Source organism: Paramicrobacterium chengjingii (assembly GCF_011751765.2).
GTDB classification, from domain to species: domain Bacteria; phylum Actinomycetota; class Actinomycetes; order Actinomycetales; family Microbacteriaceae; genus Paramicrobacterium; species Paramicrobacterium chengjingii.
In genome coordinates this window covers 1,056,346-1,076,255 of the sequence record NZ_CP061169.1, presented here as the reverse complement: position 1 = coordinate 1,076,255, position 19,910 = coordinate 1,056,346, and the positions used below count along the sequence as shown (strand labels likewise).

Below are 19,910 nucleotides of genomic sequence, written 5' to 3'. Positions count from 1 at the left end.
CGGAACCATGGATACATCAACGCAGACACAACTCACGCAGTCGCACACACGAGTGCCTTGGTCGGCAGTCGTCGTGTACACAATTCTGGCGTGCGGCCTCGCCTGGCTCGTCATGCTGCCGCTCTGGCTGGGCGATGGCCTCACCGACCCCAATGCCATGCTGCTCATCGGCGCCATGATGTTCACGCCAAGCATCGCCGCGCTCATCGTGACGTTCACAATGGTGCGGCCCGCGAAGAAGGCCCGCTATCTCGGTCTCGTGCCATTCCGACCGGCCTGGCGCAACATCGTGCTGTTTCTCGGCTGGCCGCTCGTCTTTCTCGTGCTCGCATTCGGCGCGTTCTTTATCGGCGTCCTGTTTGGCTGGACGACCCCTGACTGGTCGGCATCGAGCCTTCAAACAGCACTCGGCGACGACACGACAGTTGCCGCATACATGGCCGTGTCATTCGCGTGGCTGCCGCTCACGATTCTGATGAGCACTGTGAGCGCGTTTGGTGAAGAACTGGGCTGGCGCGGATTTCTTACCTCAGCACTTGCACCTCTCGGATTCTGGAAGTCGGCCGGCATCATCGGCGTGATCTGGGGGCTGTGGCACGCGCCGATCATCCTGCTCGGCTACAACTTCAACCGCACGGATGTGACAGGGCTGCTCTGGATGTGCGGCTTCACGCTCTGCGTCGGGGTGCTGCTGCAGTGGTCACGGTATTGGACGGGCAACGTCTGGCCCGCGGCAGTCGGACACGGGGCACTCAACTCGGTCACGTCGCTCACCTTCCTCTGGCTGCCCGCCGGCTTTGACTCGGCGTTCTCAACGGTGCTCGGCGCTCCCGGCTGGATCGCCATGGGCATCGTGATTGTCGTGCTCGCACTGTTGAAGCAGCCGCGTCGTAAGCTGGAGCTCACTTCACCAGCACGTTCCTGACCAGTGACGAGGAGGCGGCCGTGACGGTGACCACAGAGCTCCCCGAGGGGCTCAGCAATTTTCGCGACGTCGGCGGTCTGCCGGCGTCGGGCGGCAGCATCCGTCGTGGTCGGCTCTTTCGATCAGATGCGCTCGCTGCCCTCACGCCCGCCGGCATCGATCAGTTTCGCCAGATGGGCATCTCCACGATCTTCGACCTGCGCAGTCGAGTCGAAATGGAGCAGACACGGCCGATGCTCGACGAATCGACGCTTGCCGACTACGTTTCGCTTCCGCTTCTCGAGGGCGCCGTTCACGACACCGTGACGCAGGTTCCCACACTCGCCGAGCTGTACAACGACCTCGTCGCCGAGGCCGGTGAGAGCTTTGCTCGCATAGCCGAGTGGGTCGCGCTTCGAGCGACGGGCGGCGTGCTCGTGCATTGCACGGCGGGCAAAGACCGCACGGGGGTGTCGCTTGCGCTCATTCTTGATGCCGTCAGGGTCCCGCGCGATGACATCATTGTTGATTACGTGATCTCGGCCGAGAACCTTGCTGGTGCCTGGAGCGAGAGAATGCTCGGGCTTGTGCGGAAGATGGGCTTCGAGGTGACGCCAGAAATCGAGGAGGTTGTCTGCGGAACGGATGCTGACGCGATGCGTGCAGCGCTCGAGACCGTTGACGCCGAGTACGGCGGATCTCGCGAGTACTTCCTGTCGAACGGCCTCGACGAGCGAACGCTCACTGCGCTGCAGAACAGCCTCGTCGAGAATACGGCGCCACGCGACTGACCAGGTGACCAGCCAATCAACGCACGTGTTTGTGCGCGCCCTCGCCCAACTGCGCGTCACGCCCGCGACGTGAGAGCTTCGACGGCCACCAGATCGCGCGCCCGATGTCGTAGCTGAGGGCAGGCACGAGGAGCGAACGCACGATGAACGTGTCGAGCAGCACACCGAACGCCACGATGAACGCGATCTGCACGAGGAAGAGCACGGGAATCACCGAGAGAGCGGCAAACGTCGCGGCGAGCACGAGACCTGCCGACGTGATGACGCCGCCCGTGATGGCCAGTCCGCGAACGATGCCGTCTCGCGTTCCGTGCTTGAGCGACTCTTCACGCACTCGCGTCATGAGGAAGATGTTGTAGTCGATTCCCAGGGCCACAAGAAAGACGAATCCATACAGCGGAACCGCGGGGTCTGCGCCAGGGAACGCGAAGATTCCATTGAAGGCGAGCGCCGCAACGCCGAGCGCCGTGCCGAACGACAACACCGTGGTGAGCACGAGCAGCAACGGCGCGAGAATCGAACGCAACAGAAGCATCAGGATCACCATGATCACGACGAGGATCACGGGAATGATGAGGTTGCGATCGTGGATGGAAGCATCGTTCGTGTCGATGGCCGTCGCCGTCACGCCGCCGACGAGGGTGCCGGGGAACGTGTCTGCGAGCTCTGTGCGCACGTCGCGAACCGTCGCTGCTGCCGCATCAGAATCGGCCGCATCAGATAACGTCGCCTGCAGCATCACGTCGCCGTCGACAACCGTCGGGTCGGGCGCGGGCGTGCCGGGAGGGCCGAACGCTGTGATGCCATCATCGGTGATCGTTGCCGACCCGCTCGGCGAATCAGCGGAGATGACGGTGACGTTGTCCACTCCGTCATGCTTGCGAAGCAGGTCGGCGGCGTCCAGCAGGGCATCCTCGTCGACGATGACGACGGCGGGGCTGCCTGACCCGCCGGGGAAATGCTCACCGAGAACCGCCTGCCCGTCGCGCGCCTCCGAGTCGCCGAGCACGAGATCTGACTGTGGAACACCGACGGCATTCAGCTGCGTTGCGCCGACGACTCCTGCGAGCAGCACAAGTGCCGTCACGGCCCAGATGGTCCGAGGACGCCGCGCAATCGTGCGTGCGACCTTCACCCAAATACCCGTCGAGGGCATGCCGTGCTCGTCGGCAACGACATCCGGTTCGTAGTGGGGCCGACGCGGCCAGAACGCCGCACGGCCGAAGACAAACAGCACCGCGGGCAGGAGAGTGAGCGCCGAGAGCATAGCGAAGACGATGCCGATCGACGCGACGGGCCCGAGCGTGCTGTTCGACTTAAGATCGCTCAGCAGCAGGCAGAGCAGCCCGGCGATGACGGTTCCGCCCGAGGCTATGATCGGCTCGAACGATCCGCGGATGGCGCGCATGCTCGCCGCCCACTTATCGGTATTGACGCGCAGCTCCTCCCGATAGCGGGAGACATAGAGCAGCGAGTAGTCCGTGGCGGCGCCGATGACCAGAATGAATAGGATGCCCTGAGTCTGCCCGCTCAGAAGCAGCACCTCAGCCTTTGCGAGCCACCATACGGTGAGCAGCGCAACGCACAGCGCGAACAGACTTGTCGACAGCACGGCGATCGGCAGGAGGAAGGAGCGATACACGAGGATCAGGATGATGAAGACAGCGAGAAGAGCGACACCAAGCAGAAGCCCGTCGATGCCGGCAAATGCGGCAACAAGATCCGCCGAGAAGCCCGCTGGGCCGGTGACGTGAACGGCGATGCCATCGGGCGCTGCTGCACGAAGAGTATCGCCAATGCTCGATACGACGTCGCCGACATCAGCATCCGCATCAATGGGGACAAACGACTGAAGTGCGCGCCCGTCATCGGAGGGGATCGGCGGGGAGATGTCTGAAGCGACGCCGGAGGCGCCAGCGAGACTTTCAAGCGCATCGGTTGCCGCATCGATCTTCTCGTCGCTCAGCTCGTCGTCACTGGAGAACACGACAATCGCTGGAATGGCGTCTGAGTCGCTGAAGTCTTCTCTGAGCTTCTGCACTTTGGTGGCATCGGCCGAGCTCGGCAGGTAGCTGGTCTGATCGTTCGAGGACACCTCGTCGACTTTGCCGAAGTAGGGTCCACCGACGGATGCCGCGGCGAGCCACACAAGAATGAGAAGTGCCGGTATGGCGATGCGCAGCCACCGCGGCGAACCGCGGCGCTTATGCAGAGACTCACGTGTGGGCAACGCCTCCACGTCGTCGAAATTCTTCTCGCGCATCTACGTATCCCCTACTGAACAGTTTTCGCTAGCTAGGCTAGCAATAAGATTAGCATGCAGATAGTTTGGCATGTAACGCCGAGTTTCAGCTAAGATCTCGTGCATGATGGACTCCGGCGCGGCCCCCGAGAGTACCTCGTCGAACATCTACGCACTCGACGCGAGCGACCCACAGAGTCAGCTGATCGATCGGTCTGGACTCGACGACGCCGATGTGCGCCAGATCAGCGAGCTGATGGGTTCGCTTGGCCGCCTGCGCGACGCGGAGCAACGACTGTCAGAAGCATCCCTGCGGTACATGAAGCTGAACCAAACGGACATGCGCGCACTGCATTACCTGATCGTCGCGCAGAACCGAGAGCTGACTGTGACCCCCGGGGCGATAGCTACGCACCTCGGCATCTCGACGGCATCCACGACCAAGCTTCTCGATCGCCTCGAAAAGGGCAATCACATTACGAGGCAGCCGCACCCCCACGATCGGCGAGCGCTCGCAATTTCCATCACGGCAGAGACGCGTGCAGCCGCGATGGCCACCGTCGGTCGCCAGCAGGCGAAGCGGTTCTACGCTGCGGCGCGACTCAGTCCCGCCGAGCGCGTCGTGGTCATGCGCTTTCTCGACGACATGGCTCACGACATAGACCTCAGTGATCTTGACTGGGCCCAACCGAACTCCCCCGCGAACTAGCGACTTCGATTCAGATCGCTGGGCGAGCAGCACAACGCCATCGAGGCTGGGCAGCAGACTCTGCACAACCTCAGCACGTATGTAGCCGAACTTTCTCAAAAGGATGCCGACTGACGTCCTGCGGGTCACTCCGCAGGACAGCGGGCAATCACATGAAAGACGTGCCAGTGCTTCGGACCGTCGACAGAGCGCCCCTCGCGCTCGTCTTCGTCGAGAAGCAGTGTCTCGAGCCCCCACAGCATCCGTTCCACATCGTTTCGGGTGTGGAAGGTCATGCCCGGCGTTCCCGCCCACTTATCTCGAACGCCGAAGAACTCGACAGCGAGAAGGCCGCCCGGGCGCAGACAGGTGCGAATCGCGCCCCACAGCGCGTCGAAGTGCTCATGCGGGCAAAACGGCAGGGCAAAGCCTGAGAACACCAGATCGGATGCCGGCAGCTCGGCGATCTGCGCAAAGTTTTCCCTCCACGCAGTGACGCCCTCGACTCCCTGCAGCCGATCGGGCAACCCGGCGTCGCCGTCGATTGCCGTGACGCGCCAGCCGCGAGAGGCAAGCTCACGAGATTCAAGACCGTCGCCCGCCCCGAGGTCGATCGCGCGTCCGGGCACTCGGTCGCCCCAATGCTCAAGGGCTACAATCAAGTTTTTGCGCGGCGGCCTGCCTGACATCGCCTCGTAATAGGCATCCCAATCAAACGTCGGCGTCATGCCACCATGCTCGCACAGCGCCGCAACACTACACTTACCACGTGGCAGAGGGAGAGAACGACCCCGTAGAGAATGTGCGCATACGCGTACTCGGCCCCGTGCTCGTCGACGACGCACCCGTGGCCGGCCCGCTCCCCCGGCGGCTCATCGCCGCACTCGCACTTGCAGCCCCTCTCGTCGCCAGCACCCAGCGACTCGTCGATGACGTCTGGGGTGACGACGTGCCCGATCGTCCACGCGCCGCACTGCAGACGTTGGTGTCCCGGGCGCGAAGACTGCTCGGCACAGATGCCATTGCGTCGGGACCCGCCGGCTACCGGCTCACGGTCGGCACCGATCTTGACATCGCGCGTCGCGCATCAGAGCCCGATGAACTTGCGGCGGCTCTGGCTCAATGGCACGGCGATCCCGGCGACGACCTCGGCGATGCACCCGTCGCCGAGAGCCTCCGTGTGCAAGCTGCGACGCTGCATTCAAGCATCCTTCGCTCGCGAGCACGCGCGCTGCTGAACGATGGTCGCCTCGACGAGGCAGTCTCCGCGCTCACGCCGCTTGTCGAGGCCTCGCCCATTGATGAGGACTCGGCCGTTCTTCTGATGCGCGCACACGCTGAAAACGGGAGCAGAACTGACGCGCTTGCCGTGTTCGCCCGGCTGCGTGGTGCGCTTGCTGAGACGCTCGGCACCACGCCGGGCAGCGACGCGGTCGACCTCAACACCCTGCTGCTGCGCGATGATTCACCGCAGCGCAAACAGATTGGCGTGCGTGCCCGGCGCGGCCCTCTCGTGGGGCGCGACGCCGACATTGCCGCGGTCGAGACCGCCGTTGCCTCGCACCGCCTCACGACAATCCTCGGCGTCGGCGGCCTCGGCAAGACCAGCCTCGCACACGAGGTTGCGCGCCGATCACAGACGCCTCTCACTGTCGTTGTCGAACTGGCCGGAGCGACGAGCCCCGATGACGTGCTCATCACGGTGACGTCGACTCTCGGCATCCGCACGGTCAGTTCGGTCGCCCGATTGTCTGACCCGCTCGTGCTCACCGATCTGCGATCACGCGCCGTGGCGACGCTCGCCGAGCGCGAGACGCTGCTGGTTCTCGACAACTGCGAGCACCTTGTCGATGCGGCGGCATCCCTCGCCGATCACGTGCTCAGCGCCGTCCCTACATTGCGCATTCTGGCGACAAGCAGGTCACCACTGGCGATTGAGGGCGAGGTGGTCATCGCTCTGCCCCAGCTTTCCCTCACGGATGCGGGTGGCCACGGCTCCGCCATTGAGCTGTTTCTGCAGCGCGCTCGCGCGATCAGGCCGGGCGCCGAGCTCGACCCTGATACCGTGCATCGCATCTGCGCGAGCCTCGACGGGCTGCCACTTGCCATCGAGCTCGCCGCTGCACGTGTGCGCTCGATGTCGCTCGATGACATTGAGCACAGACTGCGCGACCGCTTCGCACTGCTTACCGCCGTAGACCGCTCCGCTCCTGCACGGCACCGCACCCTGTTCGCCGTCATCGACTGGAGTTGGAAGCTTCTTGAACCGCAGCAGCGCACGACGCTGCGCCGCCTGTCGCTCTTCGCCGACGGATTCACGGCCGAGGCGGCCGGCGAGGTGGCCGGCGACGGCGCGGACGTCATCGACGATCTCGATGCCCTCGTGATGCAATCGCTCGTCCAGGTGCGCGACGAGGGGTCGGCCGTGCGGTACCGGCTGCTCGAGACCGTTGGCGAATTTGCTCGCGACCGCCTTGATGACGCCGGCGAGCGCACGGCGATCGAGGATCGATACGACGAGTGGATCACCGAATTGGCACTCGAGCTCTTCGATCAGATGCTCGGCGCACAGCAGCTCGATGCCCTCGCCGTCGCTGTGGCGGAACGTGAGAATCTGGTCGCGGCGCTGCGACACGCGATCACGCGCTCAACAAGCGACGTGGTGTACGCGCTGTTCGGCTTGCTCTCACTCGTCTGGTCGATCAGGGGCGAGCACGAGGAGTTCTTGGGCTTCGGCACAGACGTGCTGGCGGCATCCGATGATCATGCCGTTTCACCGCGCATCGTCAATGCTGCAGGGCTGGGCTTGGCGATGCTTGCCGTGACGTTTCTGATGTTCGGCGCGAATCGCGTCGCCTACCCGGCCATCTCTCGACTTCGACGCTTTGCACGAACGAAGCACGTCACCGATGCTCGCGCGCTCACTCTCATGGAGATGCTCGCACTGCCCCCAATCGGCACGGATGCGGGCGCCGAGTCTCTGTTCGCCTGGGTCGACGCACACCTGAAGGGCGACGACGATGCTCGAGCGGCCCATGCCGCTGTGCTCGGCGCAAACGGTGCTGAGAACCTCGGCGAGTACCACCGCGCTGTGGAGTATGCGCGAGCCGGCTATGCTCGGGCAACGGCTCTGGGAGACACCTGGCTGCAGGCGATGGCCGCATCAGTCGTTGCTCAACTGCTCAGCCAAAACGAGCGGGTCGCAGAGGTGGGTCCGTGGGCGCATGCTGCGACGGACGCGCTTGCAAAGATCAGCGCAGACGAAGACATGATTCAGGCACGATGGATGCTGTCGCTCGCCGAACTTCACCAGGGCGACGCGTCGGCGGCCCGTGCGCTCGTGGCCGACATGGGCGAAGATTCTCCCGGCGAGCTTCGCGGGCTTCTGCTCGCTCTCGACGCGGAGATCGCCGTTCATGATGGTCGACTGGCCGATGCGATCGCCGCTCTCGACGCCGGGCTAGCACAGCTCGAGGTCAGTGGCGGGCGATCCGCGCCGTGGCTTGTGCTCGCCATGGCGACGCGGGCGCTGACCAGGCGCCGTTCCGGGGTGCCGCGCGAGTCGATTCTTGCCGACTCCGAACGCCTCTCGGCACGTGTTCGCGCGTTGATTCGCGTGCGAGGCTGGGCAACCGACCAGCCGGTCACGGGGTCGGGCATCGCAGCTGTTGGTGCTATCGCCCTCGACGACGACGCAACGGCCCAGATCGGCGTCGATCTCATCGTGCTTGCCGAGCGGATGGGCTACAGGCGAGATTTCTCCGTGCTCTCTGCGCCGCTTTTGCTCGAGCAAGCAGAGCGGGCGCGGGGCGCGGATGCTGTCGCCGACGCACGCGCGTTCGCGGCATCCCTCTCCCCTTTTGCTCGCCTCGACCGCGCTGCCGACCTTCTCGCCCTGCTGGCTCGTGCGCAATCGAGCACGGAAGCTCAGCGGCCCGCAGTCGATGACTGAGCCCCTCGGCGCGGTACTATTCGTGAGAACTTGACGCCTCGCCGCGCATCTCCAGGCGAATCTGGTCGGCATCGAGCACCGCAAGCGCATTGGTGAGGGAATCGGCCGAGTATGTGCCGTCGTTGCGGGCGTCGAGAAGGGCTTCACGCTGCGCTTCAATGATGGCAAGCGCGCGGCTGGGTGCTCCTGGGGCGCCGGAGGCTTGCGGCACGGCATCGGCAACCTCGCTCAGATGCGTCAGCATCCGTTGGCGCTCAGCGATCTGCTCGACAGGGCTTTCGGTACGCGGTTTGACGCGGTGCACCACCCAGCCCAGCGTTCCGCCCTGCAGCAGCAGCGACCCGACGGCGACGATGAACGCGATAAGAATCAGCATCGAGCGGTGCGGAGTTTCGCCAGGTAGCGTCTGCGCGGCGGCGAGCGTGACTGCTCCGCGCATGCCGGCCCACACCACCACTGTGCCTTCGCGCCAACCGAAGGGCTTGTTCAGAAAGTAGTCGATGTCGGCACCCATGCGCCTGAGCCGCGCATTGAACCGCTCGAGCGCGCGGGTGCTGCGTGGCCCGCGCGGCCCCTGAGGCAACGGCCCCTGTCGACGTCTCTGTTCGCCATCTCGGTGGTCACGCCCCGGACCTCTGCTCGTGCCTGCTGCGAGCTTGCGGGCGAATGCCTCGGGGTCGGCCGTGCGCGCATCAACGCGTTTCTGCACGGCGTCGAGCCGTGGGCGCATGTCTGCGTGCCGCAGTGTTCGCCGCCTCGACGAGAGAAGAAGCACACCGACGTAGGCCATGCGCACGAGCAACGTGATCGCCAATGCACCTGCGGCGAACAACAGCGGCGAGAATCCGTTGTCTCCGGCGATGCTGTCGGTGACGATGGCTTTGAGCTCAAGCCCCATGAGCAGAAACACGGCGCCTTCGAGCACCAGCTCGATGGTCTTCCAGTTCTGTTCCTCGGCAATGCGGTGCGACGGCGAGAGCCGTTTGATCGCGCCACGCCCGGTGACGAGCCCGGCGACGACGGCGGCGACGAGACCCGACGCACCGAGCATCTCCGCGGGCACTGAGGCGATGAACGGAATTGTGAACGAGATGACGGTATTGACTGTCGAGTCCTCGACACGAGAGCGCACGGCGAGGTTTGCCCAGCCGACGACAACGCCGATCACCGACGCGATCGCCACCGAATACAGGAAGCTTCCCGCGACATTCCAGAGAGACACGGATGCTGCCGCCCCGGCGACCGCGGATCGCAGAAGCACAAGCGCCGTCGCATCATTCAGCAGGCTTTCGCCCTCGAGCATCGTGACCACACGAGAGCTCACGCCGATGCGTTTGACGATGGATGTGGCGACAGCATCCGTCGGGCTGATGATCGCGCCGAGGGCAATTCCCCACGCGAGGCTGAGCCCGGGGATGACCCATGAGAAGAACAGACCGAGCACAACCGCGCTGCCGACGACGAGCACGACAGAGAGCCCGCTGATCGCGGTGAATTCGCGGCGGAAGTCCATGGTGGGCATGGACACCGATGCCGAGTACAGCAGCGGTGGCAGAACTCCCGCAAGAATCCACTCGGGCTCGATGTGCACGTCGGGAACAGCGGGAACGAGGCTCACGCCGATGCCAAGAACCACCAGCAACAGCGGATTCGCCACCCCGAGGCGCGGCGCGAGTGCCGATGCTGCGGCAATGACCACGAGGGCGAGCACCGCGATGATGAGAAACGTCTCCATCTGTGCCTTTCGTGTGGGGTTGTGCTGTTCACAGCGTAGAACTCTGAGCGGCCCCGTGCATAAATTCGGAGATCTCGGCGACACGCCGCAGCAGAAAGCGCCTTCCACGGCGTGTCGTCGAAATTTTCCGAATTGGTGCACAGTGCGTGCCGCCACAGGGGAACCGGGGGCGAGCTGGGCGCCCCGGAGCTCCCGTTATGCCTTGCGCATATATGCACGCACCGTGAGCGGGGCGAACACCGCGACGATCACTGCGGCGCCGATCAGCGAAATCACCAGGTCGCCTCCGACGACGCCGTTGTTTGCGAGGTCGCGCACGGCAGTCACGAGGTGTGAGATGGGATTGATCTGCACAAAGCCTTGCAGCCAGCTGGGCAGCGTGTCGACAGGAACGAAGGCGTTCGAGAGGAACGTCAACGGAAACAGGATGATCATCGAGATTCCCTGCACGCTGGATGCTGTGCGGGCGATGACTCCAAAGAATGCGAAGATCCAGCTGATTGCCCATGCGCACACGATCACGGCGAGTCCGGCAAGTACGACGCTGCCGATTCCGCCTTCGGCACGCCAGCCCATGATGAAGCCCATCACGAACGTGAGCGTTGTGGCGATCGTGTAGCGCACGGTGTCGGCGAGTAGCGCGCCAGCCAGCGGTGCGATGCGCGCTATGGGCAGCGAGCGGAACCTGTCGAACACGCCCTTGTCCATGTCTTCGCGCAGCTGCACGCCCGTGACGACCGATGTGGTGATCACGGTCTGAACGAGGATGCCGGGAATGATGACGGGCAGGTAACTCTGCACGTCTCCGGAGATCGCTCCGCCGAAGATGTACGTGAACATGAGCGTGAAGATGATCGGCTGCACAGTCACGTCGACGAGCTGTTCGGGCGTTCGCTTGATCTTGATGAGGCCGCGGCGGGCCATCGAGAGCGAGTGCGAGAGAGCATCGGCGAGGCCGACTGAGTTCGACAGCGATTGCGCTCGGGTGTCGAGTGTTGCTGTGGTCATGCGTGTGCTCCTTCGAGCTCGTCGGCCGCTGGCTCTGCCGCGTGGCCGGTGATGGCGAGGAAAACCTCGTCGAGGGTCGGCTTCTGAACGCTCATTTCAGCGAGATGGATGCCGCGGTTTCGCAGCTCGAGAAGCAGGTCGGTCACTCGGTCGGCATCGGCCATCGGCACGCTGATTGCGTCGCCCTGCGCCACCGGTTCGTTGTGGGAGCCGAGAACATCGCGCATGGTCCGCACAGCGGACTCGGCGTCTGCGTCGTCGACGAGACGGACTTGCAGCGCCGTGGTTCCGACCGAGGCCTTGAGCTGGTTGGCCGTTCCTTCGGCAACAACTCGCCCCGTGTCGATGACGGCGATGCGGTCGGCAAGCTGATCTGCTTCGTCAAGGTACTGCGTCGTGAGCAGCACGGTAGAGCCCTCCGCAACAAGACGACGGATCGTATCCCACATCTGGTTGCGCGTGCGCGGGTCGAGACCTGTCGTCGGCTCATCGAGAAAGATCAGGGGTGGCCGCGAGATGAGGCTTGCAGCAAGGTCGAGACGACGGCGCATGCCGCCGGAAAACTTCTTGAGCGGCCGACGTGCGGCATCCGTGAGCGAGAACTCCTCGAGCAGATCGTTTGCCGTGCGCTTCGCATCGCGGCCGCTGAGGCCGAGAAGGCGGCCGAAGAGCACGAGGTTCTCGGTTGCGCTGAGAGATTCGTCGACTGAGGCGTACTGCCCCGTCACGCCGATCAGCTGGCGTACGACTCCTGCTTCTTTCTGTACATCGTGGCCAAAGATGCGTGCGCTACCGGCATCGGGCCGCAGCAGCGTGGCGAGCATGCTGATCGTCGTCGTCTTTCCTGCGCCGTTCGGGCCGAGAACTCCATAAACGGTTCCCGCGCGCACACTGAGGTCGACGCCGTCGACGGCGCGGTTGGCACCGAAGATCTTGACGAGCCCGGTCGCGTCAACCGCGAGTTCTGAGGTTGTCATCTGTGTTCCTTTCGTCAGGAACAAGAGTCACCCCAGCCACTTTCAGGATGCTGTCACGCCACTGTCACGAAGCTGGCATGCGTGTGCGGTGCTGAAAGCGGTTCGTGCGAACAGGATTCCGTTCACACGAACCGCCGACCTGCGGATCAGCAGCCATGAAACACATCACTGTCTGCCCACCCCGTGTTCGCCCATGCGTCAGGTTCGGCGGGCTTGAAGCCCGAATACAGCTCGGCGAGCTCGTCGAGTGTCCAGCTCGCAAAGCGCGCGGCTCCCTGTGGACAGGTGTGGATACCGTCGTCGCTGCGGTCGATCGCGCCATCGTGCTCCCGTGAGTAGTCGTCCCCCCAGACTGTGCTGGCATCGAGATACTCGACGCCGTCGAGATCATCCGCGACGCTCTTGGCCTGCTCATTCGCCGACGTGAGCTCCTCCATATGGGGCGCATAGAAGTCATCGGGCTTGAGCGGCGGCATCGAGACGAAAATGAGGTCGGCATCAATACTCGAAGCCGCTTCTGCAAGCCGGCTGTACGCATCACGCTGCTCATCGGGAGTTCCCCAGTCATACGTCGTCACCTGATAGATCACGACGCCCTCGGCAGCATCCTCCAGCTGGTCTGGCAGCGTTTCCCACTGCTTCTCGGCGTTAGGACCCACAACGTTTCCCCCTCCGACCGATGTCGCGTCGACGAATTTCACGCCACTCTCCGCAAACCCCTGTTGCAGCGCCACTGCCTGCCCCGCTGCCACGGAGTCCCCGAGAAAAAGCACGGGCGAGAGACCTGCTTCGACGGCCTGCGACGATTCGGTCCAGCCCTTGTTTTCTGTGGAGTCCATGTCAGGGCTGATGTCGCAGGCGGTGAGCGCGAACGCCGCCACGGCTGTGGTGAGGACAGCAAGAACACGCACGGGAGGTGCGATGCGACGACTCGACGGCGAACCTGAATATGAATTCCTCGTTGCGTATGTCATGGGTCGACTCTCACAAGCCGATGTCGCAGCTCCACCCTCGTCGTGTCACAGTCCTGTCGCAAAATCACGCCTCGTCCTCCTCACTCCGGGGGCGAGCACGTAGCATGTGGGCATGGTTGTGGCCCTGCTGGTTGAGGACGACGAGTTTGTGCGTCGCGGCATGCAACTCGCTCTCAAGCGTCATGGCCACGACGTCGAGGCGGCGGAAGACGGTGAGGACGCTCTGACGCGCTTCGGTGAGGGCGGAATCGACGTTGTGATTCTCGATGTGATGCTCCCCGGAATCGACGGGTTCGAGGTATGCCGGAATATCCGAGAAATCGCCCAGACGCCCATCATCATGCTGACGGCTCGTGGCGACGACTTCGACATCATCACCGGGCTCGAGGCGGGGGCAGACGACTACGTCACGAAACCCGTGCAGCCGACCGTCTTAGACGCTCGTATTCGCGCCGTTCTGCGCCGTTCGGTGAGCGACATTGAGGGGGTTCGCGTACACCGTGGCTTACAGATCGACACGGTGTCGCTCACTGTCACCGTCGACGGTCACGCGGTGAGCCTCACTCCCACCGAATTGCGATTGCTCCTGACGCTGTCGCGCGTTCCAGGTCAGGTACTCAGCCGTGAACAGCTGCTCGAAGAGGTATGGGAGCAGGGGTATCTCGGAGACTCTCGTCTCGTCGACAACGGTGTCATGAGACTGCGCTCGAAGATCGAGCGCGATCCCGCACAGCCCGAGTATGTCGAAACCGTCCGCGGATTCGGCTACAGATTCAGCCGAGCATGATGCCATCGTGGATGCTGCGAGCCGTTCGCGCCTCGTCTGGGCTGCGTGGCCGGCTGATCGGGACCTTCGTCGTGGTGATGGTGCTGGGCGCAGCCGCCGCCGCATGGGCTGGTGTGCAGCAGTCCACAGCATCGTTAATCAGGTCACACACGGACTCCGCAGCCGCAGAACTGATCAGTCGTGTCACCCAGGCATCCCCTTCTGTACGCTATCCCCCGCGTCAAGACTCGCTTGATCAGCTCCGAAATGCCGTGGGAGTGAACTCCCTGGTCAGTTTTGACGACCACATCTCACGCAGCGGATTCTTCGCATCGGGCTGGGAATCGGTTCCTCCTGATCTTCGCTCGGCGATCACGACGCAGGAGCGCAGTGATGAAGCTCGCGTGTCAATGCAGCGAGTGGAAAGCGATGGTGCCCCCTGGCTGGTGATCGGCACACCGGTCATGATCACGTCCCCCGGCGGACAGCGAACGCCCTCTGGGATCGAGGTGTACGCAGCATACGATCTCACGGGCGTGGACGAGCAGGTGGATGCCCTGGTGCGAAATGCGGCGACCACGACGGCACTTGTGCTTCCCGTGGCCGTGCTTCTCGCGATCCTCGCGTCTCGAAGTGTCTTGCGCCCCGTCGCTCGGCTTCGCGCGACGGCACAGAGTCTGGCGTCCGGAGATCTCACGGCTCGTTCAGAATCTGCTGGAGTCGATGAACTGGCGCAGCTCACGCGCACGGTCAATGAAATGGCGGAGTCACTCCAGAGCTCTATGGAGTCAATGGCGCAGATGGAGGAAGGCTCTCGCCGTTTCGCCGCCGATGTCTCGCATGAGCTCCGCACTCCGCTGAGCACGTTGACAGCGGCAGTCGAAGTGCTCCATGACGTACTCGCACGCGCGGACTACGCCGATCTCAGCGACGAAGATGCCCGCGAATCCGCCGAGCTGGCGTTTCATGAGACGCAGCGTTTGGTAACTCTCGTCGAAGACATCATGGAGGTCGCGCGTTTCGACGCGGGAACCACGCGGTTGCGGCGCGAGACCGTCGACGTCGCCGAGGTCGCGCAAGAATGCGTCAGCATTCGCGGCTGGTCTGATGACGTTCGCATCACCAGAGTGCCCGAGAGCAGTGCCAGCGAGCGAACCAGCACCGTGTGCGCAGATCGAGCGCGCCTGGACGTGATCCTCGCCAACCTCATCGGGAACGCCGTCACGCACGGTGACGCGCCCGTGCACGTTGAGATCTCAACACGTGATGGTGGCGTGAGCGTAGCCGTGATCGACTCGGGCCCGGGGATTCCGCCGAACGACCTGCCCTTTGTCTTCACACGCTTCTACAAGACTGACGCGTCGCGTACCCGTACGCACGGGAGCGGTCTCGGGCTGGCCATTGCTCGCGAGAACGCCATCGTGCACGGTGGCACTCTGACCGCGCAGAATCGCGATGACGGCGGAGCTGAGTTCACACTGTGGCTCCCCGTGAACGTGCCAGACGCGAGCGAGACACCCAAGGAGGATCGCCCATGAGACGTCGAATCATGAGTGCCGTTGCACTAGGAAGCATCGCGCTCACGCTATCCGGGTGTGGGCTCGAGCCCTCCGGGGTCGATCAGGGTGCGTCTGCACCCACCGGTGTCGCGGCGGGGATGACGCTGTACTTCTACGACTCCTCCGGCAACCTCACCGCTCAGGAGCGTGACACCGGTCGGCTCGGAAACGTACAAGATGCCATCGCGCTCCTGCTCACAGGGCCAGGTTCGTCGGGAGTGACCACCGCCATGGCGTCCACAACAGTCACCCGCACTGAAGTACGGCTCAGCGGTGATCGCATGTCGATCGTCGTTCCGTTGACGGCGGCGGAGGCGACTGATGCTGGGACGGATCAAATTGTCTGTACGGCCCTCGCGAGCCACATACAGTCGGGCGGATCGCCCGATACCACGGTGACCGTCCACTTCACCGTCGGTTCTGACACGACGCGTACTTGCCCGGTGCTTCCGTAAGCCGCTGCTCGCCATGTGAAGGACTGCGCAGGGGTTGCACCGTGCCTTTCACAACACGCTGACATCGATGGCCGTCGACTCTGTCTGCGGCAGGAGGGCCCAGAGGGCGAGTAGCAGAATAGACACGGCGAGGAACACACCGAGCCCGATTCGGCCGCGCGCCCACCGAGCCCGGAACCGGATGGGATCTTCCACGAAGTACCGGGATGCCGCTGCCGCAACGAGCGAGACTCCACTGACGAGTGCCGCGTGCAACAGCATCCCGGTTTCTGAGTCGTCGGGAGTTGGAACCAGCGTGATCACCGGCCAGTGCCACAAATACAGGCTGTAGGAAATTTTTCCGAGCCACATCAGCTGACGGTTCTGAAACATACGCACGGAAGCTGGCAACCGCTCAGTGCCGTCAGCTTTCCTGACGTGCTGCTGTGTCACCGTGGCAATAAGCGCGATGAGCGCGGCACAGGTGACCGCGTGAATGAGCAGCCCTCCAGTAAAAAGACCCGGCGTCGATGTTCCGTCCGCTGCTATCCACGCCACGACAAGCCCCGCCCCAAGAGCTCCGATCACTCCGGTCACTACTCTCGGATGAGCGCTTACCGAACGTACGCAGACCCGGCGGACGGGAGCCGTCACAGCAGCAGCTCCGATCAAGAGGGAAAATGCCCGGGTGTCTGTTCCTGTATAGACCCGTGTGGGGTCGGCAGGGACGACGGCGACGATCATCACGATGCATGACGCAACCGCGAGCACTCCTGCTATGACGATGACGGCCCCATCAACGTGCGTACGCCAATGTCGACGCCCCAACGCAGTGACCACAACGACGAGGCCGATCATCAGCGGCCAGACTAGGTAGAACTGCTCTTCTACAGCGATACTCCAGAGATGCTCGAAGACTCGCGACTGCCCGAACGCGTCCCAGTAGCTCGCATCCTCAGCGATTAGGTGCCAATTGACGAGGTTAAGCTGGGCCCAGAATCCGTCAGAAAGCGTTGTGTTGACGAGTCCGCTGCCCCAGGGAGCGATACGTGTTCGCTCGAGCGCCCACACCGTAAGCGCCGTTCCACCCATCATGAGCGCCAGCGCCGGAAACAGCCGTCGCAGCCGACGCGCCCAAAATCGCACAAGATGAACACGACCGGTGTCTGCCGCCTCTCGCATGAGCAATCCTGTGATGAGAAAACCGGAGAGAACGAAAAACAGGTCGACGCCGAGAAATCCGCCGGAGAGGTACCCGGTATGAAAGAGCACGACCCCGGCGATGGCAACGCCGCGCAAACCGTCCAGGGCGGGAACGTAGGACGGCGTCGATCGTTCTCGAGCGCGTGACGGTGTCTGTTGATGCATAGACACGATTCTGGACGCGCGTCTTCACCGTATGATCGCGGTCGTGTCGCAACTGTGTCACGACACGAGTGGTCGCTGCGCATCGACGACGCGTGGCCGGTGACAGCACCGGCCGCACGTCGCCTGCCCTCAGTAGCTGATACCGAACACCCAGACCGCGAGCGTCATCGTCGTCGCCGTCACCAGCACAATCCCGATCACGTTGAGCCAGATTCCACCCTTGATCATGGAGCCGATCGTCACGTAACCCGAACCGTACGCGACGGCGTTGGGAGGCGTTGCGACAGGGAGCATGAACGCGCACGTCGCCGCGAGCGCCGTCGGGATAGTGAGCAGCATCGGATCGAGCCCGACGCCCATCGCAACGCCACCGACGACGGGCAGGAACGTCGCCGCCGTTGCCGTGTTGCTCGTCAGCTCGGTAAGGAAGATGATCAGCGTCGTGATGATCGCCACGATCAGAATCACCGGAAGCACGCCAACGGCTTCGGCCTGCTCACCAATCCATTCTGACAGCCCGGAGTTCGTGAATTGGGCTGAAAGGGCAAGCCCGCCGCCGAAGAGCAGCAGCACACCCCAAGGGAGCTCGGCCGCAGATTCCCAGTCGAGCAGCTTGACGCCACGGTTGGCCCGTGCCGGAATCAGGAACAGCAGCATCCCGGCGGTCATTGCAATTCCGGCGTCGCTGATTGGGGGGTCTTCGAAGATCACCGGAATGAAGATCCAGCTCACCGCGGCCAAGACGAAGATCGTCAGGACGAGCTTCTCTCCAGACGCCATAGGCCCCAATTTGCGGAGTTCGTCTGCGACGAGTTCACGCCCACCAGGGATCTCCTTCATCTCAGGTTTGAACAGGATGTGCGTCAGCAAGAACCAGCACAGGAACGTGAAGATCACGGCGAGCGGGAGACCCACGAGCATCCATTCCCCGAATCCAATGTGAATGTCATGGGTGCTGGCAAGGTACCCGACAAGAAGCGTGTTTGGCGGGGTGCCGATGATCGTGGCCAAGGAACCCAGCGACGCAGAGTAGGCGATGCCGAGCATGAGCGCCGTGCCGAAGTTTGTGCGGATCACATCGCTCGCTTTGCCCTCAGATGTATCAGAGGAATCCGCTGCCTTCTTCATCTGCGTCGAGACAAGCGCAAGCACTGAGGTTCCCAGAGGCAGCATCATGACAGCCGTTGCCGTGTTCGACACCCACATGCTGATGAACCCTGTGGCGATCATGAACCCGCCGATCATCGGCTGCGACTTGCCGCCCATCATCCGCACGATGTGCAGGGCGATGCGTCGATGGAGGTTCCACCTTTGCATGGCCAGGGCGATGAGGAATCCGCCCATGAACAGGAAGATGATGTTGTTGCCATACGATGCGCCGACTCCATCGAAGTCGATCGTCTCGCCCTCGGAGTCGACCATGTGTGCGACCGGAAAGACGAGCACGGGAACAAGTGCCGTTGCCGGAATCGGAATCGCCTCGGTCATCCACCAGACGCCCATGAGTACGGCCGTCGCTGCGGTGATCTTCGGAGGGTTGTCCAGGTCGGCAGGCATCGCGATGTAGACGACGACGGCCAGCACCACACCGACCACGACTCCCAGCCACCGTCGGTTGTTTGTTTTCTTATCGAGCCCTTCATCCGTCTGGCCCGGTGATTTCAACAGCTCTAACGCGTTCATGACAGCTCCTTCGCTGATTAGACGCCAATGATGTCCGTGATGGCGGGGCGGGTTTACAGCGCCATCACACCTCTGATCAGGGCTGCAGCACCTCCTATCGCGGCGAGGGTGATCGCCGTGTTGCGTGCGGAACGGGACGATACTCGCCTGCTCAGCAGGCCTCCGATGACGATTCCGGCGAGCACGATCACGACGACCGGCGCGAACATCCACAGCGGTGGCAGCTCTGCGATCGATGATGCGCCCAGAGAGAGTTTAGTGACGACCGAGACGATTCCCATCGTCATGAATGTCGGCTGCATTGTGGCGGCGAAAGCCTTCTGATTCCAGCCCGAGAGTTTCGCGTTGATCACCATGACCGGAGCAGCGACGCCAGCGGTTGTGTTGAAGAAGGCACCGATGGCGCCCGTCACCGGCCCCAGAGCCTTCGACCGAATGATGGGCATGCGCGGCAGACCAAACGTTGTCGCGAGAGCCGCCAGAACGATGGCGCCGATCAATATCTGCAACCAGCTAGCCGGCGCCGCCCTGACGACGAAGGCTGCGCAGACAGCCCCCACAATAATTCCCGGCAGAAAGGCGAGATACCGCTTCCATTCGATGGCCCGTCGCATCGAAAGAAGCAGCAGAACTCCAGAAAGCACGGTTGTCGCGTTGGTCACCAGAATGCCTGCGACGGGGCCGAGCAGCACGGTGAGGATCGGCGCCACGACAAGGCCCACCCCAGTGCCGGACAATCGCTGAAGAATCGTTCCGATCAGAATCGCTGCTCCGGCGACGATCGCAGTGGTCACATCCACGCAGCCTCCGTGGCCCCAGGCACTCGCAT

Annotated in this window: 16 protein-coding genes; 7 read left to right on the top strand and 9 right to left on the bottom strand. The window is 63.3% G+C overall.

Translation table 11 applies throughout. The features are described 5' to 3' along the window. Positions 1 to 7 precede the first annotated feature (7 nt). Together HCR76_RS05175 and HCR76_RS05170 are read left to right on the top strand one after the other, a co-directional pair. A complete protein-coding gene (locus tag HCR76_RS05175; protein ID WP_166988858.1) occupies positions 8 to 925 on the top strand; it encodes a CPBP family intramembrane glutamic endopeptidase in 918 nt (305 codons plus the stop codon). 20 nt (positions 926 to 945) lie between these two features. Next, entirely contained in the window at positions 946 to 1,695 is a 750-nt protein-coding gene (locus HCR76_RS05170) for a tyrosine-protein phosphatase (RefSeq protein ID WP_166988856.1), read from the top strand. 16 nt (positions 1,696 to 1,711) lie between these two features. Here HCR76_RS05170 and HCR76_RS05165 read toward each other — a convergent pair whose 3' ends face one another. Beyond that, positions 1,712 to 3,958 carry an MMPL family transporter gene (locus HCR76_RS05165; protein ID WP_166988854.1) on the bottom strand — a complete coding sequence of 749 codons (2,247 nt, stop codon included), beginning with the start codon at positions 3,956 to 3,958 and terminating at the stop codon, positions 1,712 to 1,714. 103 nt (positions 3,959 to 4,061) lie between these two features. Here HCR76_RS05165 and HCR76_RS05160 point away from each other — a divergent pair, with 103 nt between their 5' ends. Beyond that, a complete protein-coding gene (locus HCR76_RS05160; RefSeq protein WP_166988852.1) occupies positions 4,062 to 4,646 on the top strand; it encodes a MarR family winged helix-turn-helix transcriptional regulator in 585 nt (194 codons plus the stop codon). A gap of 125 nt (positions 4,647 to 4,771) precedes the next feature. Here the strand turns inward: HCR76_RS05160 and HCR76_RS05155 are convergent, their stop codons facing one another. Continuing rightward, on the bottom strand, positions 4,772 to 5,353 hold the full coding sequence (locus HCR76_RS05155) for a class I SAM-dependent methyltransferase (protein WP_166988850.1): 582 nt from the start codon (positions 5,351 to 5,353) through the stop codon (positions 4,772 to 4,774). Between the two features lie 41 nt (positions 5,354 to 5,394). On the opposite strand from HCR76_RS05155, the gene HCR76_RS05150 reads away from it, so the two are divergent. Continuing rightward, on the top strand, positions 5,395 to 8,577 hold the full coding sequence (locus HCR76_RS05150) for an ATP-binding protein (protein ID WP_166988848.1): 3,183 nt from the start codon (positions 5,395 to 5,397) through the stop codon (positions 8,575 to 8,577). Between the two features lie 16 nt (positions 8,578 to 8,593). Here HCR76_RS05150 and HCR76_RS05145 read toward each other — a convergent pair whose 3' ends face one another. The 4 genes from HCR76_RS05145 to HCR76_RS05130 form a co-directional block, all read right to left on the bottom strand. Further along, a complete protein-coding gene (locus HCR76_RS05145) occupies positions 8,594 to 10,312 on the bottom strand; it encodes a cation:proton antiporter (protein ID WP_166988846.1) in 1,719 nt (572 codons plus the stop codon). 195 nt (positions 10,313 to 10,507) lie between these two features. Beyond that, on the bottom strand, positions 10,508 to 11,320 hold the full coding sequence (locus HCR76_RS05140) for an ABC transporter permease (protein WP_166988844.1): 813 nt from the start codon (positions 11,318 to 11,320) through the stop codon (positions 10,508 to 10,510). Beyond that, the gene (locus HCR76_RS05135; RefSeq protein WP_166988843.1) at positions 11,317 to 12,297 is read right to left on the bottom strand and encodes an ATP-binding cassette domain-containing protein; all 981 of its coding nucleotides are present in this window, start codon (positions 12,295 to 12,297) and stop codon (positions 11,317 to 11,319) included. The genes HCR76_RS05140 and HCR76_RS05135 overlap by 4 nt, the downstream gene beginning before the upstream one ends. Before the next feature lie 146 nt (positions 12,298 to 12,443). After that, entirely contained in the window at positions 12,444 to 13,271 is an 828-nt protein-coding gene (locus HCR76_RS05130; protein WP_198248146.1) for an SGNH/GDSL hydrolase family protein, read from the bottom strand. Positions 13,272 to 13,383: 112 nt separating this feature from the next. Here HCR76_RS05130 and HCR76_RS05125 point away from each other — a divergent pair, with 112 nt between their 5' ends. The 3 genes from HCR76_RS05125 to HCR76_RS05115 are packed head-to-tail and all read left to right on the top strand — an operon-like array spanning position 13,384 to position 16,051. Further along, positions 13,384 to 14,058: a response regulator transcription factor gene (locus HCR76_RS05125; protein WP_166988841.1), complete on the top strand. Its 675-nt coding sequence runs from the start codon at positions 13,384 to 13,386 to the stop codon at positions 14,056 to 14,058. Beyond that, positions 14,055 to 15,575, top strand: a complete 1,521-nt coding sequence (locus tag HCR76_RS05120) for a sensor histidine kinase (RefSeq protein WP_198248145.1) — start codon at positions 14,055 to 14,057, stop codon at positions 15,573 to 15,575. Before HCR76_RS05125 ends, HCR76_RS05120 begins: the two co-directional genes overlap by 4 nt. Further along, on the top strand, positions 15,572 to 16,051 hold the full coding sequence (locus HCR76_RS05115; RefSeq protein ID WP_166988839.1) for a hypothetical protein: 480 nt from the start codon (positions 15,572 to 15,574) through the stop codon (positions 16,049 to 16,051). Before HCR76_RS05120 ends, HCR76_RS05115 begins: the two co-directional genes overlap by 4 nt. 48 nt (positions 16,052 to 16,099) lie before the next feature. Here HCR76_RS05115 and HCR76_RS05110 read toward each other — a convergent pair whose 3' ends face one another. From HCR76_RS05110 to HCR76_RS05100, 3 genes are all read right to left on the bottom strand, one after another. Beyond that, entirely contained in the window at positions 16,100 to 17,398 is a 1,299-nt protein-coding gene (locus tag HCR76_RS05110) for an acyltransferase family protein (protein WP_166988837.1), read from the bottom strand. Between the two features lie 129 nt (positions 17,399 to 17,527). Then, positions 17,528 to 19,081, bottom strand: coding sequence for an SLC13 family permease (locus HCR76_RS05105; RefSeq protein WP_166988835.1), 1,554 nt, complete (start codon positions 19,079 to 19,081; stop codon positions 17,528 to 17,530). A gap of 53 nt (positions 19,082 to 19,134) precedes the next feature. Further along, on the bottom strand, positions 19,135 to 19,881 hold the full coding sequence (locus HCR76_RS05100) for a sulfite exporter TauE/SafE family protein (protein ID WP_235933958.1): 747 nt from the start codon (positions 19,879 to 19,881) through the stop codon (positions 19,135 to 19,137). Between the last annotated feature and the right edge of the window lie 29 nt (positions 19,882 to 19,910).

Bases quoted from the DNA above. Each gene is read 5' to 3' on its own strand.
- HCR76_RS05175 (WP_166988858.1), top strand. From the start codon at position 8: ATGGATACATCAACGCAGACACAACTCACGCAGTCGCACACACGAGTG.
- HCR76_RS05165 (WP_166988854.1), bottom strand. From the start codon at position 3,958: ATGCGCGAGAAGAATTTCGACGACGTGGAGGCGTTGCCCACACGTGAG.
- HCR76_RS05160 (WP_166988852.1), top strand. From the start codon at position 4,062: ATGATGGACTCCGGCGCGGCCCCCGAGAGTACCTCGTCGAACATCTAC.
- HCR76_RS05155 (WP_166988850.1), bottom strand. From the start codon at position 5,353: ATGACGCCGACGTTTGATTGGGATGCCTATTACGAGGCGATGTCAGGC.
- HCR76_RS05145 (WP_166988846.1), bottom strand. From the start codon at position 10,312: ATGGAGACGTTTCTCATCATCGCGGTGCTCGCCCTCGTGGTCATTGCC.
- HCR76_RS05140 (WP_166988844.1), bottom strand. From the start codon at position 11,320: ATGACCACAGCAACACTCGACACCCGAGCGCAATCGCTGTCGAACTCA.
- HCR76_RS05135 (WP_166988843.1), bottom strand. From the start codon at position 12,297: ATGACAACCTCAGAACTCGCGGTTGACGCGACCGGGCTCGTCAAGATC.
- HCR76_RS05130 (WP_198248146.1), bottom strand. From the start codon at position 13,271: ATGACATACGCAACGAGGAATTCATATTCAGGTTCGCCGTCGAGTCGT.
- HCR76_RS05125 (WP_166988841.1), top strand. From the start codon at position 13,384: ATGGTTGTGGCCCTGCTGGTTGAGGACGACGAGTTTGTGCGTCGCGGC.
- HCR76_RS05120 (WP_198248145.1), top strand. From the start codon at position 14,055: ATGATGCCATCGTGGATGCTGCGAGCCGTTCGCGCCTCGTCTGGGCTG.
- HCR76_RS05115 (WP_166988839.1), top strand. From the start codon at position 15,572: ATGAGACGTCGAATCATGAGTGCCGTTGCACTAGGAAGCATCGCGCTC.
- HCR76_RS05110 (WP_166988837.1), bottom strand. From the start codon at position 17,398: ATGCATCAACAGACACCGTCACGCGCTCGAGAACGATCGACGCCGTCC.
- HCR76_RS05105 (WP_166988835.1), bottom strand. From the start codon at position 19,081: ATGAACGCGTTAGAGCTGTTGAAATCACCGGGCCAGACGGATGAAGGG.